9 protein-coding genes and 1 pseudogene are annotated in these 15,322 nt (G+C 69.4%); 2 read left to right on the forward strand and 8 right to left on the reverse strand.

The window, feature by feature from the left end:
* Positions 1 to 287: 287 nt before the first annotated feature.
* The gene (locus ID574_RS45850; RefSeq protein WP_188195342.1) at positions 288 to 3,680 is read left to right on the forward strand and encodes an AAA family ATPase; all 3,393 of its coding nucleotides are present in this window, start codon (positions 288 to 290) and stop codon (positions 3,678 to 3,680) included.
* A gap of 35 nt (positions 3,681 to 3,715) precedes the next feature.
* On the opposite strand, the gene ID574_RS45855 is transcribed toward ID574_RS45850, so the two are convergent.
* The 4 genes from ID574_RS45855 to ID574_RS45870 form a co-directional block, all read right to left on the reverse strand.
* Positions 3,716 to 4,858 (reverse strand): epoxide hydrolase family protein, encoded by a 1,143-nt coding sequence (locus ID574_RS45855; RefSeq protein ID WP_188195343.1) that lies wholly within the window; start codon positions 4,856 to 4,858, stop codon positions 3,716 to 3,718.
* Between the two features lie 31 nt (positions 4,859 to 4,889).
* Complete coding sequence (locus ID574_RS45860) at positions 4,890 to 5,708, reverse strand: NAD(P)H-binding protein (RefSeq protein WP_188195344.1); 819 nt, start codon at positions 5,706 to 5,708, stop codon at positions 4,890 to 4,892.
* 463 nt (positions 5,709 to 6,171) lie between these two features.
* Positions 6,172 to 7,146: an SDR family NAD(P)-dependent oxidoreductase gene (locus tag ID574_RS45865; protein WP_188195345.1), complete on the reverse strand. Its 975-nt coding sequence runs from the start codon at positions 7,144 to 7,146 to the stop codon at positions 6,172 to 6,174.
* A 474-nt stretch (positions 7,147 to 7,620) separates the two neighbouring features.
* Positions 7,621 to 8,574: a helix-turn-helix transcriptional regulator gene (locus tag ID574_RS45870; protein ID WP_188195346.1), complete on the reverse strand. Its 954-nt coding sequence runs from the start codon at positions 8,572 to 8,574 to the stop codon at positions 7,621 to 7,623.
* A 61-nt stretch (positions 8,575 to 8,635) separates the two neighbouring features.
* Between ID574_RS45870 and ID574_RS45875 the strand changes: the two genes are divergently transcribed.
* A complete protein-coding gene (locus tag ID574_RS45875) occupies positions 8,636 to 10,876 on the forward strand; it encodes an ATP-binding cassette domain-containing protein (RefSeq protein WP_188195347.1) in 2,241 nt (746 codons plus the stop codon).
* Between the two features lie 411 nt (positions 10,877 to 11,287).
* On the opposite strand, the gene ID574_RS45880 is transcribed toward ID574_RS45875, so the two are convergent.
* The 4 genes and pseudogenes from ID574_RS45880 to ID574_RS62040 all read right to left on the reverse strand — a co-directional run.
* Positions 11,288 to 12,520, reverse strand: a complete 1,233-nt coding sequence (locus ID574_RS45880) for a MalY/PatB family protein (RefSeq protein ID WP_188195348.1) — start codon at positions 12,518 to 12,520, stop codon at positions 11,288 to 11,290.
* Between the two features lie 94 nt (positions 12,521 to 12,614).
* Positions 12,615 to 13,925 carry an ABC transporter substrate-binding protein gene (locus tag ID574_RS60805; RefSeq protein WP_223167761.1) on the reverse strand — a complete coding sequence of 437 codons (1,311 nt, stop codon included), beginning with the start codon at positions 13,923 to 13,925 and terminating at the stop codon, positions 12,615 to 12,617.
* Between the two features lie 118 nt (positions 13,926 to 14,043).
* Positions 14,044 to 14,928, reverse strand: a complete 885-nt coding sequence (locus ID574_RS45890; RefSeq protein WP_188195349.1) for an ABC transporter ATP-binding protein — start codon at positions 14,926 to 14,928, stop codon at positions 14,044 to 14,046.
* Positions 14,925 to 15,322: pseudogene (locus tag ID574_RS62040) on the reverse strand (hypothetical protein); the annotation flags it as partial. The gene ID574_RS45890 and the pseudogene ID574_RS62040, both read right to left, overlap by 4 nt.

Raw genomic sequence — 15,322 nt, forward strand, 5'->3', positions numbered from 1 at the left:
GAGTTGGTGGGGAGGACAGCCTTATGACCGGGCGCGGCTGTCCTTGCTCGGCCTTTGATCGCACGAGCGGGGGCGACCGTCAACCGGAGCGTCCGGCCCTCGGCAGCGACCTGCGGCTTCGCGGTGAAAGTTTCACAGGGCCGGGCGCACTTTCCTGACTGTGGGCGGTCACGGCTGCGCCGCGAGGTGGTGTCGCAGCACCCGCGCGGAGGTGGTGACCCGCGTCCTGGCGCCTCCGCCGGGGCATCGCTTCGGACTTGTCGGACCCGCCGCGTAGGGTGCCAGCCATGGTGAGGCTCATCGGACGCCACCGGCCCGCCGCGATCCTGCGCGGCGAGATCGAGCGCGCGCTGGTCAGCCACGGATCGCTGGTGCTCGTCGCGGGCGAGGCGGGCATCGGCAAGAGCACGCTGGTCGCGAGCGCGGCTGAGGAGGCCGTCCGGCGCGGCGCGCGACTGCTCGGCGGCGCCTGCTGGGAGGGCGAGGGGGCGCCGGGCTACTGGCCGTGGGTGCAGGTCGTCCGGCAGCTCGAGCCCGGGGCGACGCCGCAGAGCCTGGCGGGGGCGGACGCCGAGGCGTTCCAGCTGTACGACGCGGTGACGGGGCTGCTGGTGGCGGCCTCGCGCGAGCAGCCGGTCGTGGTCGTGCTCGAAGACCTCCACTGGGCCGACGCGGCCTCGCTGAGGTTGCTGGAGTTCGTGGTGCAGCACGCCTGGTTCGAGCGGCTCTTACTGATCGGCACCTACCGCGACGCCGAGGTCGACGGCCCGCTCAGCCTGCCCCTGGAGGCCAAGGCCACCACGCTGACCCTGACCGGGCTGGATCGCGAGGCGGTCGGCCGGCTGGTGGCGCGCACCACCGGGCTGGAGCCGGACGATGACCTGGTGACCGAGATCCATCAGCGGACCGGCGGCAATCCGTTCTTCGTCGAGCAGACCGCCCGGCTGTGGCAGGGCGGCAGCCCGCTCGCCACGATCCCGCCCGGGGTGGAGGCGGCGGTGCGGCGGCGGCTCTCCCGGCTGGGGGACGAGGTGCTGGACGTCCTGCGGATGGCCGCCGTGCTGGGCCGCGAATTCTCCGAAGAGACCTTGTCCACCGCCCTCGCCGAGCCCGTGCCGGACACCACGACCGGCCCGGCCGCCATGCACGAGACGACCGGCCCGGCCGCGGTGCGCCGGCAGGCCAAGGACTTGGGCACGCCGGGCGGATCAGACGGCGCAGGCCGCTTGTCCGTGTCGAGCGAGGCGGTGGGGCGGGCGCTTGACCAGGCCGTGTCGGCCAAGCTCGTCACGTCGCTCGGCGCCGGCCGTCACGCCTTCGTCCACGACCTGGTGCGCGAGACCCTCTACGCCGGGCTGGACGAGGCCGGGGCCCGGGCCCGCCACGCGGCCGCGCTCCACGCCCTGGACGGCGCCCTGCCCGCGACCCGGGCGCATCACGCCTACCTCGGCGCCGCACCTGACGCGCCGGAGCTGCTGTTGGCCGCCGCCAGGGACGCCGAGGGGCGGATGGCCGACGAGGAGGCCGTCGGGCACTATCGCCGCGCCCTGGAGCTCACCCCCATGTCGGAGCCGCGCCGGCGGGCGACGATCGGGCTCGACCTCGGCACGGCACAACACCGCGCGGGGGACACCGCCGCAGGCGCCCGCACGCTGGACGCGGCCATCGCGATCACCCGCGGCCTCGACGACCCCGGACTGCTCGCGCTCACCGCACTCAAGCTGCACGAGCACTGCTACACCGGCCGCGGCCGCTGGATCGACTTCGTCCACGAGGCACACCGGCGCCTGGTGCGCCACGACGGGCACCCGGCGGATGACGCCCAAGGCCGGCCCGGGGGCGAGCGTCCACCGTACGATGCCCCGCGCCCACCCGACAGCTCCCCACCGCACGATGCCCCGCGCCCACCCGACAGCTCCCCGCCGTACGAGAACACACGCTCACACGAGCCGGCACGCTCACAGCGGAGCGCGCGCCCGCCGGACATGGCGGCTCAGGAGCCCGGCGACGACGAAGCACGGCTGCTCGACGTCACGGCACAGGCGCCGGGCGAGGACCGGGCACGGCGGGGTGTCAGGGCGCGGCAGCCCGACGACGGCGGGGTCCGGTTGGACGTCGCGGCGCTGGAGTTGAGCGCGGTCGCGGCGGAGCTGGCCAGGCGCGGCGAGGACGACGAGACGCTCGGCTACAGCCTGCTGGCCAGGCTGGGCGCCGTCTGGGGACCGGGCAGCCCGGCCGAGCGGCTGGCCATCACCGAGGAGCTGGCGGCGGTGGCCCGGCGGACGGGGGACCGGCAGCTCGCGATGACCGCCCGCACCTGGCGCGTGGGCGCGTTGCTGGAGCTCGGCGATCCCCGCTGCCTGAGCGAGCAGCGGGCGTTCGTCGCCGACGCCGAGGAGTCGCAGCTGGCGCTGTACCGGCACGAGGCCGCCGTGCTCAAGGCGATGTTCGCGACGCTCGCCGGCCGCTTCGACGAGGCGGACACGCACATCGACGCCGCCTACGAGCTCGGCGAGCAGCCGGGCCTCGGCCGGCAGGACCTGCGCCGCCTGCAGCGCTGGTCCGCCGCGCTGCTCAGGGGCCGCTTCGACGCGGCCGACGCCGTGCTCGCCGAGATGGAGCAGGAGGGCAGTCCGCACTTCCCGCTGTTCAACGCGGTGACGGCGGTGCAGCGGGGCGACGGCGGCGAGACGGCCGTTCGGCACCTGGCGGAGATCATGGTCGTGGGCGAGCAGTACCTGCGCTGGATGGCGCCGCTGTGGCTGAGGTTCCAGGCGCAGGCCGCCGCCGTGTCGAAGGATCCGGTGCTGTGCGAGCACGCGCGTGCCGCCCTCACCCCGTACATCGGCCAGTGGGGCGTGACGGGGACGGTGGCCGTCGAGGGCCCGTTCGCGTACTGGGCGGCCATGCTCGACGCCGCGCAGGAGCGCTGGGACGACGCCGTCGCCGGCTTCACCGCCGCCTGCCGGGCGGCCGACCTGCTGGGGGCGCGGCCCTGGTCGATCCAGTCGCGGGCCCGGCTGGCCGAGGTGCTGCAGGCCCGCGGCGGCGACGCCGCGCCGCTGATCGAGCAGGTGGAGCGGGAGGCGGCGGAGCTCGGCATGCTCGTACGCCTGCCGCGCCCGGGAGCCAACGCCTTCCGCTTCGACGGCGAGGTCTGGGCCCTGACCTTCGCCGGCCGCACTGTGCATCTGCCCGACTCCAAGGGCCTGGCCGACCTGCGGATCCTGCTCGACCGCCCGGGCGTGGAGGTCTCCGCGGTGGAGTTGCTCAACCCGCCGGGAGGCCAGGTGGTGGTCGCCGCCCGGAGCATGGGCGGCGACGACGTGCTGGACGAGGAGGCCAGGACGCGCTATCGGCGGCGGCTGGAGGAGCTCGACGACGAGATCGACCGGGCGGTCGAGCTCGGCCGCGACCGGCGCGCGGCCGAGCTCGACGCGGAGCGGCAGGCCCTGCTCGACGAGTTGCGTGCAGCGGCCGGGCTGGGCGGGCGGCCGCGCAGGCTGGGTGACGAGGCCGAGCGCGCCCGCAAGGCGGTCACCAACCGCATCCGCAACACGCTGCGCCAGCTGGACCAGCGTCATCCCGAGCTGGCCGCCCACCTGCGGGCGTCGATCTCCACCGGCGCCACGTGCCGCTACCAGCCTCCTCCGGCCGCCTCCGGAATCCGCTGGACATGATGTGCGGGAGAAGTCACGCCCGCCCGCCTCGACCGTCAGCGCAGCTTCGCGAAGAAGGCGGTGACGTCCGCTGCGAAGAGCTCGGGCTGCTCGGCGGCGAAGAAGTGGCCGCCCTTGTCGTACTCCTCCCAGTGCACGATGTTGTGGTCGCGTTCGGCCCAGGAGCGGATCGTGACGTCGCAGGCCTTGGAGACGAGCACGCCGGTGGGCACCGTTCCCCGCGCCGGCCAGCTCTCGGCGGAGGTCCATTCCTCCGCATCGCCATCGCTCCAGTCGCCGGCGCTCATGTTCTCGTAGTACGAGTGCGCCGACGACCAGCCCGTGCCGGTCAGCCAGTAGAGGGTGACGTCGGTCAGCATGAGGTCGCGGTCCAGGGAGTCCTCGGGGAGGCCGTCCACGGGCTCGGTCAGCTCCTTGAACTTCTCCATGATCCACGCGAGCTGCGCCACGGGGGAGTCGTGCAGCCCGTACGCGATGGTCTGCGGTCGTTTGGACTGGGTCTGCAGGTAGCCGTCGTTGAAGTTCTCCATCGCGTTCCAGCGGCGCCGTTCCTCCTCCGTCAGCTTCTCCATCTCGCCTTCCTCGCCCGCGGGGAAGGTGAGGGCGGCGTTGATGTGGACGCCGGCGACGTGGCCGGGGTCCTGCTTGGCCATCTCCGGCGCGACGAAGGACCCGGTGTCCCCGCCCTGCACGCCGTAGCGCTCGTACCCGAGCAGGGCCATCAGGCGGGTGAACGCGCCTGCGACCCGGGCGGCGTTCCAGTCGGCGCCGGACAGCGGGACGGAGAAGCCGGAGCCGGGCAGCGACGGGATGACGAGGTGGAAGTCGCGCGAGAGCGGCTCGATGACGTCCAGGAACTCCAGGAACGAGCCCGGCCAGCCGTGGATGAGCATGAGGGGCAGCGCCGAGTCGTTGCCCGAGCGGATGTGGAGGAAGTGGATGTTCTGGCCGTCGATCGTGGTGGTGAACTGCGGGAGCTCGTTGAGCCTGGCCTCGTGGGCGCGCCAGTCGTAGCCGGTGCGCCAGTACTCGGCCAGCTCCTTGAGGTAGCCGACGGGCACGCCGCGCTCCCAGCCGGTCCCGGGAAGCTGTCCGGGCCAGCGCGTCATGGCCAGGCGGGTACGCAGGTCGTCCAGGTCCCGCTGGGGGATGTCGATGCGGAACGGGCGAACAGTCATGAAATTTCTCCTTCTTGCGGTAGAAAGCAGTTCAAGGGCGGAACGCGGCGGCGTTCTCGGCGGCCCACTGGGCGAACGTCCGCCCCGGACGCCCGGTGACCTCCTCGACGGTGGGCAGGACCACGGCGCTCGCCTCGGGAGGATTGGCGCCGAGCTGGACGGCGAACTCGATCATGTCGTCGCTCTCGCCGGCCGCCCGCATCGACGCCCGGTACTGCTCCTCGCTGAGCTCCTCGAACCGGATCTCCCGCCCCAGGACCTCGCCGATCATGCGCACCCGCTCGGCGGGGGTGAGCGTCTCGGGCCCGGTCAGCATGTACGCCTGTCCGGCATGTCCCTCCTCGACCAGTGCGGCCACGGCCACGGCGGCGATGTCGGCCTCGTGGATCACGGCTCCGGGGTGGTTGCCGAAGACCCGCACCACACCTTCGTCGCGGATGGACGTCACCCAGTCGAGGGCGTTGGCCATGAACTCGACGCACAGCAACTGCGTCCACCCGAGGTCACCGGCTCTCAGCGCCTCCTCGACCGAGGACTCGTCCCAGCCGCTCAGGACGGACACCCGCCGCACGCCGGCCTTGACGGCCAGTTCCACGAGGTCGGGCCCGGTCTGGAGCGGAGCGTAGTCGTCGCCGCCGAACGTGATCAAGTGCAGCGCGGTCACGCCCTCCAGGGCCGGGCCGAGGGTCTTCGGCGCGGCCAGATCGCCGTAGGCGACCTCCACGGAGGCGGGCAGCCGGGCCGCGGACGGGTTCCTGGTCAGGGCGCGGACCGGCTGGCCGCGCTCGACGAGTTGCGTAACGATCTGACGCCCGACCGTCCCCGTCGCGCCGGTCACGAGAATCGTCATGGAATACCTCCTGGTCAACGCTTTCGACGTCTCGACCAGGAGGCGCTACACGGGAAATAGCGGCCGCCAGTCAGCGCTCACGCGAGCGGAAGGGCGCAACAGGACGTGAAGGCCACGACGCCGGGATCGTCTCGGCGTCGTACTGATCAGGGCTGTGCCGTCGTCCCCGAACGCGGCTATCAGCTCCGTCCTGACGAGGAAGAGGATCGCGCGTTTGTATTCGCCGCGGTCAGCCGCTCAGCTCGGTGCGGCGGGAGCAAGCCGGAGCCAGCCCGCCGAGGTCCGGGGCGACGTGCCGACGCACCACCGTCTTGGTGTGGTCGCAGACCATCGCGCCGGGCACGCCGCCGAGATGCTCGAACGGCCGCCGATGGCAAGCCCGGAAGGTGGCCGGGGTCCTGGCCGGCGGTGAAGCGGCAGCCGGCGTGCCGCGGCGGAAGCGTCCTGGCGGGCCGCGGGATGGTCACCGACCGGCAGCACTGGGGGCGAAGGCGTTGACGCCGGTGAGCTCGGCGGACAGGCACCACAAACGTGCCGCCTGGTCCGGGTCGATCGCGTGGGGCCGTACACCCGACGTCGCGTCCGCGTCCGTCGCGACCTCCGCGATGTCGCAGTCCTCGCAGTACACCCCGCCCATGCCCGCCAGTTGCGGCGAGGTCGCCGCCCACACCTGGGTCGCCGCGCCCTGCTGAGGAGTCTTGAAGCCGGGGTCCAGCGCGTTGCCCGCCTCGTCGATCCACCCGAATTCGATCATCTCCTCCTTCGGCAGGTGGCGCTGCAGGGGCGTCAGTATGGCGCCGGGATGCAGCGCGAACGCCCGCACGCCCGTATCCCGGCCCAGCGCGTCGAGGTGCACGGCGAACAGGATGTTGGCGGTCTTCGCCTGCCCGTACGCGAGCCACTTGTCGTATCCGCGTGAGAAGTGCACGTCCTCCCACCGGATGCCGGAGCCGCCGTGAGCGCCGGACGAGACGGACACGACCCGCCCCCGGCCGCGGGCGATGGCCGGCCACAGCCGGTTGACGAGCGCGTAGTGGCCGAGGTGGTTGGTCGCGAACTGCGCCTCCCAGCCGGGGCCGACCCGCGTCTCGGGGCAGGCCATGATGCCCGCGTTGGCGATGACGATCTCGGCGCTGCGGCCGGTGGCGAGGAAGCGCTCGGCGAACCCGCGTACGCTCTCGAAATCGGCGAGGTCCAGCTCGTCGACCGCCACCCCGTCGAGCCCCCCGAGCGCCTCCCGGGCGGCGTCGGGACGGCGCGCGGGCACCACGACGCGGGCGCCGGCACGGGAGAGCGCACGCGTGGTCTCCAGGCCCAGGCCCGAGTAGCCACCGGTGACGATCGCCAGCTTCCCGGAGAGGTCGATTCCCTGGAGAACGTCGTCCGCAGTGCTCCTCGCGCCGAATCCCGAACCGATCCTGTGTTGCGGCGTAGTCATGCGCAGACGATACGAACTGGAGCGCGCTCCAGGTCAATCACCGCGCCTCGCCCTTGGCGCCTGCCCTCGCCACTGCATGGAGCTCCGGCGGAAATGCCGCCATGAGTCTTGATCGCTCTGCTGCGGGCACCTCGACAGCTCGCCTCCCTCCACGTGCCTCCCATGGCGCGCACACATGCTGACAGTGGCCGGGTCACCGGCAACCTGGTCATCATGATCGTGTAGATGCTCCTCGACGAGCTCAGCCGACTCGCCAGTAGGCGGAGCGGCTCCGCAGGCCGCTGCCTCCGTTCAGCTGGGAGCTCCGCGGTACAGACTGGCCGGCGATCACTCAGCGCTCCCAGCACGGGCGTTCTCCTGCTGCCCGGCTGCCCGGCATGCGGAACCGCCGGCCACAGCACGCCGGGCGGGCGTGGAGCGGGTGGTGCGGTGTGGACGCGGCGTTGGGGACGTTGGCGGTTGGCACGCGGGTTGTCACTCGCGATCCATGAGGCGTGCGCCGAAGGCTCGCAGGGCGGTTCGGAAGCCGGATGGTTCGTGGACGGTGAAGTCGGCGTCGAGGAAGGCGAGGTTCAGCAGCAGCCAGTGCCAGGTGTCGAGTTTCAGGACGGCCCTGGTCCGCTGGTCGCTCAGGGGTACGAGTTCGGCCTCCTGGTAGGTGAAGGCGTCGGCGACGGCGGGCAGGGGCGCGTCGATGGTGAGGACGACGCGTTCGCGGTCCTTGTCGAGTCCTTGACGCAGGTAGTCGAGTGCGGTGTCTGTGGGCAAGGGTCTTGGCGTGTAGGTGCTGGTCGACGTCTGGAGGCCGGTGATGCGGTCGATGCGGAAGACCCGCCAGTCGCTCTTGTGGGTGTCCCAGGCGAGCAGGTACCAGCGCAGGTTGTGATGGACGTGGCGGTAGGGATGGACACGCCGGGACGTGGCTGAGCCGTCCTTGCCGACGTAGTCGAAGGTGACCACGTGGCGACGCTGCATGGCGTCGGCCAGGGACACCAGGACGTCGGCGCTGATGCTCGGGGCGAGGGTGGTACTGGTTTCCAGACTTGCCCGCAGTTGGCCGGCGCGGTGACGCAGCCGCTTGGGGAGGTATTGGTCGACCTTGCCGTAGGCTCGGGCGGCGGCCTCGTCCACGCTGCCTTCCGCGGCGCGGCCGGTCGCGGAGAGGGTCGCCAGGCCGAGGAGGGTCGCGATCGCCTCATCGTCATCGAGCACGAGCGGCGGCAGCGCGGTGCCCGCGGTGAGCCGGTAATGGCCACCGGGGCCGGGCTGAGTCGTGACGGGGTAGCCGTAGGCGCGAAGGCGGTCGATGTCGCGGCGCAGGGTCCTGGGACTGACGTCGAGCCGTGCGACCAGTTCGTCGCCGCTGAAGGCCCGGCCGGTCTGGAGCATGGCCAACAGGGCGAGGATGCGTTGGGTGACGTCGGCCATGGCTCCAGTCTCCCCGATGTTGCGGTCAGAATATGGCCACATCTGTTCATAGCCTCGCCGCATGCCGAAGCACATGATCCGCATCCGGGGAGCCCGTACCAACAACCTGAAGCGCCTGGACGTGGACGTCCCACGCGGCCGGCTGATCGTGTTCGTCGGGGTGTCGGGGTCGGGGAAGTCATCACTGGTGTTCGACACGATCGCGGCCGAGGCGGGACATCAGCTCAACGAGACATTCCCTCCGTTCATCCGCAATCGGCTGCCGAGGTGGACGCGCCCAGAGGTAGAGGAGATCGAAGGGCTCTCGCCGGTCGTCGTCATCGACCAACGGAGAATCGGCGGAAACGCCCGGTCCACGGTGGGCACGATCACGGATACCTGGACCTACCTGCGGCTGCTGTTCTCCCGCATCAGCACGCCTCACGTGGGAGAGTCGAACCACTTCTCGTTCAACGACCCCGTCGGCATGTGCCCGACCTGCTCCGGGCTCGGCGAGATCGTGGTGAGCGCCGTCGACCGGTTCCTGGACCTGGACAGGTCGCTCGCCCAGGGCGCGATCCTGCTGCCCGGGTTCGGCAACGGCGGCTACTGGTACTCCCAGTACGCCGACATCGGCAGCTTCGACCCCCACACCCCGCTCCGGAACTGGACGGAGGAGGAGCGCGAGGCCTTGCTGTACGGCGGCGAGCACGCCGCACGTCTCGGCGGAAAGCCGCCCAAGGACTACGAGGGCGTCGTGGAGCGGTTCGAACGCATCTACCTGCACACCTCCGACGATCTGTCCGACCGCAAGAAAGAGACCATCGCCCGGTTCACCCGCTCGGAGACCTGCCCTGACTGTCACGGCGACCGCCTCAACGAGGCCGGCCGCACCGCCACCGTCCTGGGCCACACCATCGGCGAGATGGCCCGCATGGAGATCACCGAACTCGCTGACCTGGTGGAGCGAGCGTCCGATCCCGCCGTCGCGCCGGTCGTGGCCGCGCTGAAGGACCGGCTGCGGGCCATGGTCGCCATCGGGCTCGGCTACCTCCACCTCGGCCGCGCCACCACCACCCTGTCCGGCGGGGAGTCGCAACGGATCAAGACCGTCAAGCACCTCGGCAGCAGCCTCATCGAGATGCTCTACGTCTTCGACGAACCCACCGTCGGCCTCCACCCCCACGACATCGCCTCCATGACCGCCCTGCTGCGGCGACTGCGGGACAAGGGCAACACCGTCCTGGTCGTCGAACACGACCCCGCCGTCATGGCCATCGCCGACCAGATCATCGAGATCGGGCCCGACGCGGGCGCCGGCGGAGGGGAACTGGTGTTCCAAGGAACCTTCGACGAACTCCGGGCGGCGCGAACGGCGACCTCCACAGCCCTCGGCAACCGGACCTCGATCACCACTGGCCCGCGAACGGCCGCCGGCGCGATCACGGTCGCGAACGCCACCCGCAACAACCTCAAGAACCTGACCGTCGACATCCCCACCCGGATCCTCACAGTCCTCACCGGGGTCGCGGGATCAGGCAAGTCCAGCCTCGCGGCGGAACTGGTCAGCCAGCACGACGCGATCGTGATCGACCAGCGCCCGGTCAGCACCAACCGCCGCTCCACCTCCATCACCTACACCGGGATCGCTCCTGCCATCCGCAAGCTCTTCGCCAGGCACAGCGGCCTGCCCGCCGGCCTGTTCAGCGCCAACTCCGCAGGTGCCTGCCCCGACTGCAAAGGGCTGGGCGTCATCTACACGGACCTGGCCTTCATGGACGGCCAGGAAACCGTCTGCGAGACCTGCCACGGGCGGCGCTTCACCCGCGAGGTGCTCCGTCATCGCGTCAACGGGTTGTCCATCGCCGACATCGACGGCCTGACCATCACCGACGCCATCGGGCGACTGCCCGACGAACAGATCCGCGAGGCACTCCTCCACCTAGATCGGGTCGGACTCGGCTACCTTCGCCTCGGCCAGCCGCTGACGACGCTGTCCGGCGGCGAATGCCAGCGCGTCAAGATAGCCAAAGAACTGCGCGACACCGCCGAACCCACCCTCTACGTCCTCGACGAACCCACCACAGGCCTGCACCTGCGCGACACCGCCGCTCTGCTCGACATCCTCGGTCAACTCGTCGACGGAGGCCACACCGTCGTCGTGATCGAACACAACCTCGACGTCATCCAGCACGCCGACTGGATCATCGACCTCGGCCCGGGTCCCGGCAGACACGGCGGCCAGATCCTCTACCAAGGACCTGTCTCCCAGATCGACAACACTGTCACCGCCGCTGCCCTGCAGGGCACAGAGGCGCCATAGCCGCCGCGACCTGACACTGCGGCGACACCTGGTGCCGGACATTCTCTCGCGGCTTTCCGCTGTCGCCCCTGCCGCACGGCGCTCCGGGCCCACCGTGCGGCCGGCATCGCCCGCGAGCCGGTCGTGCCCTCGCCCCGAAGCGTGGACGCCTTGAGTGCCGGATGATGGAGATCCGGAGATATGGGCCCGGTGAAGAAACCCGACACCCCGTCTCCCCGGGCGCCGGTTCGGCCCGCACTCCGTTCCGCAGCGTCTCCCGCCGAAACCACCTTCATCACCATGCGCGACATCTCTTCCTCTGGACCCTCAGGGTCAAGTGTCCAAGGGTGTCCAAGCTCAGGCGGAAAGGCCCTTCGTATCACCGCTGGTCCCGCTGCGGGCAGTCACTCGTGGCGGTGAGGTCGAGGAGCGCTATCGTGATAGCGCATGATCGATGCGTTCGAGCGCCTCAGTCAGCACCTTCCGGGGGCAGCCGACGTTGAGTCGGACGTGCCCCTCTCCTCCGGGGCCGTAGACCCGGCCGTCGTAGAGATTGACTGCCGCACGGTCGACAAGGAACTGATGCAGCCCGCCCACACGGGCGTCAAGCTCACGGGCCTCCAGCCAGACCAGGAACGATGCGTCCGGCGGCATCGGCGTGATCTCGGGCAGCCGCTCTTGGACGAACTCGTGCACGAAGGCCACGTTGCCCTTGAGGTATTCGGTCAGCCGGTCGAGCCATGGACCACCCGTAGTGTACGCAGTCTCCAAGGCCAGACGACCGAAGTAGTGCGCGTTGATCATGAACGATGCCCGCATGGCGTTCAGCAGTTCCGAGCGCAGGGATGGATCGGCGACCGAGAGTGTGGCCGATGGCAGGCCGGCAAGGTTGAAGGTCTTCGTGGGGGCAGTGCAGATGAATGCTCGGCGGGCGGCGTCGCTGCTGATCGAGGCGTAGACCACGTGGGGCCGACCGTTCAGTCGGATGTCGCAGTGGATCTCGTCGGAAATCACCAGAAGGTCGTAGCGCGCGCAGATGTCGTTCACGGCGAGCAACTCGTCGGCCGTCCAGCTTCGACCCGAGGGATTGTGGGGGTTGCAGAGCAATAGCACCTTCGCGCCGGATGCGGCCAGCTCGGCCAGGTTGTCGAGGTCGAACTCGTAGCGGTTGTCGACGAGCCGGAGCCGGTTGACGAGCAGCCGCCGGTGGTTACCGGTAATGGCCTCGAAGTTCGGCGAGTAGACCGGTGATTGGACGATCACCCCATCTCCAGGGGCGGTGAAGGTGCGCAAGATCGCCGCTACCGACGACATGATCGCAGGGGCCGGGAGGAGCGTTTCCACCGGTGGTGTCCAGCCGTGCCTGACGGTGAACCAGTTCTGCACGATCTGGAAGTGTTCCGGGGCTCGCAGGGTGTAGCCGTAGATACCGTGGTCCGCAGCGGCGCGCAGGCGGTCGATGACGGTCGTCGGCGCCCGGAAGTCCATGTCGGCCGTCCATAGCGACAGCAGATCCTCGCCCCGGACACGCGGCGAAAATTCGTCCCATTGGTTGGCCCATTTGGCTGACCCGAAAGTGGCGCGGTCGTACACCGTGTCGAAGTCGGGGTCGGCACCGTACTCTGCGGTGGCGGTAGGCCTGGCTTGTGCTGGTCTGGTGGTCATGCGAAAACTTCTCCACTCCACGGGCGACACGGCAGTCTGGGTGGTCGTGGCTGCGGGGCGGATCCGGAGCCACGACCACCGGCCAGGTACGGGCTCAGCCGTTCTGGCCGATGCCGGCTTTGATGAGTTCCGGGACGATCTTCTTGCTCTCGTCGAACGAGATCAGCACGATGGCGTCCGGGTGCTGGGCCTTCACCTTCTCCACCTCGGCCGTGTAGTTGGCAGCGTTCGCGTCGTAGAGCACATAGGAGACGACTTTGCCGCCGGACTCCTCGTAGAAGGAGCGGACGTTCTTCGCCAATGCCTCTCCGTAGGCGTCCTGTCGGGCCAGGATTGCGATGTTGCGGTGACCGTCCTCGCTGATGGTCTGGGCCATCACCTGCCCCTGCAGGACGTCGGAGGGAGCCGTGCGGAAGTACATGCCATGGTCGGGGTAGGTGTCGAATGCGGTCGAGGTGTTTCCGGCCGATATCTGGACGACGCCGGCCCCGGTGATCTTGTCGATGACCGACATCGACACCGACGAGGAAGCGGCGCCGATGATGACGTCGGCACCACCGCGGAGCAGTTTGTCGGTCTCGGATGGCGCAATGTTCGGCGACCCGTCACCGGAGTCGCCCTTCAACTGCTTCACATCCTTGCCCAGCACGCCCCCGGCCTTGTTGATTTCGTCAATGGCCAGGTCCACGCCGGCGAACTGCGGGGCGCCGAGGAAGGAGCTGTCCCCTGTGGCAGGGAGCAGGGTGCCGAACGTAAGGGTGCCGTCCCCCTTGGGGATTGGGCCGCTGACCTTCTGGTCGGCTCGGATGTTGGCTTGGTCGGGAGTGGTGCCGTTGACGTAGCCGACATTCGTGTAGTTGTTGTCCTGCCCGAATTGGTAGATGCCGACGGTCGCCGCGGACGGGCTTCCTGTCGAGTTCATCTCGATCGGGCCAGAGGCGCCGTCGTAGTCGATGTCCGCTCCGTCGGCGAGCAGGTCGGCGCACTGCTTGAAGCTGGTGCATTTTGTCCCATCCCTGGTAATGCCGATCTCCTTCTCGGCGATCGCCTTGCCGGAGTCGTTCTTGGCGGCGACCGCAGCCAGGGCTGAGAGGATCGTGGCGTCGTAGGCCTCCGGAGCGTAGGTGAAGTCCTTCACCTTGCTGTTGATCTCGAGGATCCTCTGCCGGAACTCCTCGCCGATCTTGCCGCCGGGCAGGGTGGCGCGCACACCGTTGAGAGTGCCCGGCTCGAAATCACCGGAGTAGTCGGCGGTGTTGCCGTCTACGAAGTAGAGCTGGGTGCCCGCCGTGGCTGACGGCTCGCTGCCGGCTGCGGTGGGGCTGCTGTGAGAACCACAAGCGGCGGTTGCCAGCGCGGCGGAGGCAACAACGGCGATACAGGCGATGCGTCTGGGGAGCGACATGGGGGCCTCCAGGTGAGGACTGTTGCACTGTTGGTGTGGTGCGCGGTTGCGTCGTGGCGGATGTTCGGGAGCGGACGCGATGGGAGGGTTCGACCGGCGAACAGGTGTGGTCGTAGTCCTAGTTCCGCCTGCTGGTAGGTGTGCTGTTTGCCTGGGCGGCATCGGTCAAGGTACCGAGATACAGCTCGATCACCCTGGGGTCACGGGCCAGTGACTGGCCGGACCCGGTGTAGGCGTTGCGTCCCTGGTCGAGGACGTATCCGCGGTCGCAGATCTGCAGGCAGCGGCGTGCGTTCTGCTCGACCATGACGACCGATACACCGGTGCGGTTGATGGCTCGGGTCTGGACGAACACCTCGTCCTGCATCGCCGGGGACAGGCCCGCTGAGGGTTCGTCGAGCAACAACACGGAGGGTTCCATCATCAGAGCCCGGCCCATGGCCACCATCTGCCGCTCACCGCCTGACAATTGTCCGGCCGGCTGCTTGCGGCGCCGGCCCAGCGCGGGGAACAGATCGGTCACGAACGCAAACCGGGGGGCGAACTTCTTGGGGGACTGATAGCACCCCATCCGCAGGTTTTCCTCGATGGTGAGCGAGGGGAAAATGTTGTTGGTCTGCGGTACGAAGCCGATCCCTTGGGATACCAGTGCGTCGGCGCGCTGGTTCGTGATCTCTTCGCCCCGCAGGCGAACCGTCCCGGCGGTGATCTTGACCAGCCCGAAGAGTGCTTTGAGCAGTGTCGACTTGCCGGCGCCGTTGGGTCCGATGATGCCGACCAACTCGCCGGGCTGGCAGTACAGATCGGCGCCATTCAAGATGTCGACTCCGGGGAGGTACCCGGCGATCAGATTGTCGGCGCGGAGGGCCGCACCCTCGGCCGCCTGCAGATGCCTTGTCCGCGCTGCCTGGTCGATCTTTGGGGCGTTGGGATCGGTTTCAGCCACGACCTCGCCCTGATCGGTGACCTGGGAGTCCGACGGGCCGTGATGGGCAGAAGTCATCTCGGGACCTCCCGGTCGACCATCTGCTCGGCCTGGATCACGTCTTCGAGCTCGCTGATGTCGGTGTCGTGGCGAGCTCCGAGGTAGGCATCGATGACACGTTCGTCGGACATGATCGATGTGGGCGGTCCCTCGGCGATTACCTTGCCCTGGGACATGACGACCACCCAGTCGGAGATCTCCCGCACCATGTCCATGTCGTGTTCGACGAACAGGACGCTCATTGAGGTGCCCCGGATCTTCCGGACAGGTCCCCAACTAAGGTTGAGGGAGAACCGGAAGGGAAGGCTGTGGCGGGGCGTAACCGACGATTCAGCCAGGAGTTCAAGGACGAAGCGGTCCGCATGGTGCTGGACGGCCCGCGGCCGGTGGCGCATGTGGCCAAGGAACTCGG

It is taken from the genome of Nonomuraea sp. SYSU D8015, from assembly GCF_008065375.1.
Classification (GTDB): domain Bacteria; phylum Actinomycetota; class Actinomycetes; order Streptosporangiales; family Streptosporangiaceae; genus Nonomuraea.

Bases quoted from the DNA above. Each gene is read 5' to 3' on its own strand.
- ID574_RS45850 (WP_188195342.1), top strand. From the start codon at position 288: ATGGTGAGGCTCATCGGACGCCACCGGCCCGCCGCGATCCTGCGCGGC.
- ID574_RS45855 (WP_188195343.1), bottom strand. From the start codon at position 4,858: ATGACTGTTCGCCCGTTCCGCATCGACATCCCCCAGCGGGACCTGGAC.
- ID574_RS45860 (WP_188195344.1), bottom strand. From the start codon at position 5,708: ATGACGATTCTCGTGACCGGCGCGACGGGGACGGTCGGGCGTCAGATC.
- ID574_RS45865 (WP_188195345.1), bottom strand. From the start codon at position 7,146: ATGACTACGCCGCAACACAGGATCGGTTCGGGATTCGGCGCGAGGAGC.
- ID574_RS45870 (WP_188195346.1), bottom strand. From the start codon at position 8,574: ATGGCCGACGTCACCCAACGCATCCTCGCCCTGTTGGCCATGCTCCAG.
- ID574_RS45875 (WP_188195347.1), top strand. From the start codon at position 8,636: ATGCCGAAGCACATGATCCGCATCCGGGGAGCCCGTACCAACAACCTG.
- ID574_RS45880 (WP_188195348.1), bottom strand. From the start codon at position 12,520: ATGACCACCAGACCAGCACAAGCCAGGCCTACCGCCACCGCAGAGTAC.
- ID574_RS60805 (WP_223167761.1), bottom strand. From the start codon at position 13,925: ATGTCGCTCCCCAGACGCATCGCCTGTATCGCCGTTGTTGCCTCCGCC.
- ID574_RS45890 (WP_188195349.1), bottom strand. From the start codon at position 14,928: ATGACTTCTGCCCATCACGGCCCGTCGGACTCCCAGGTCACCGATCAG.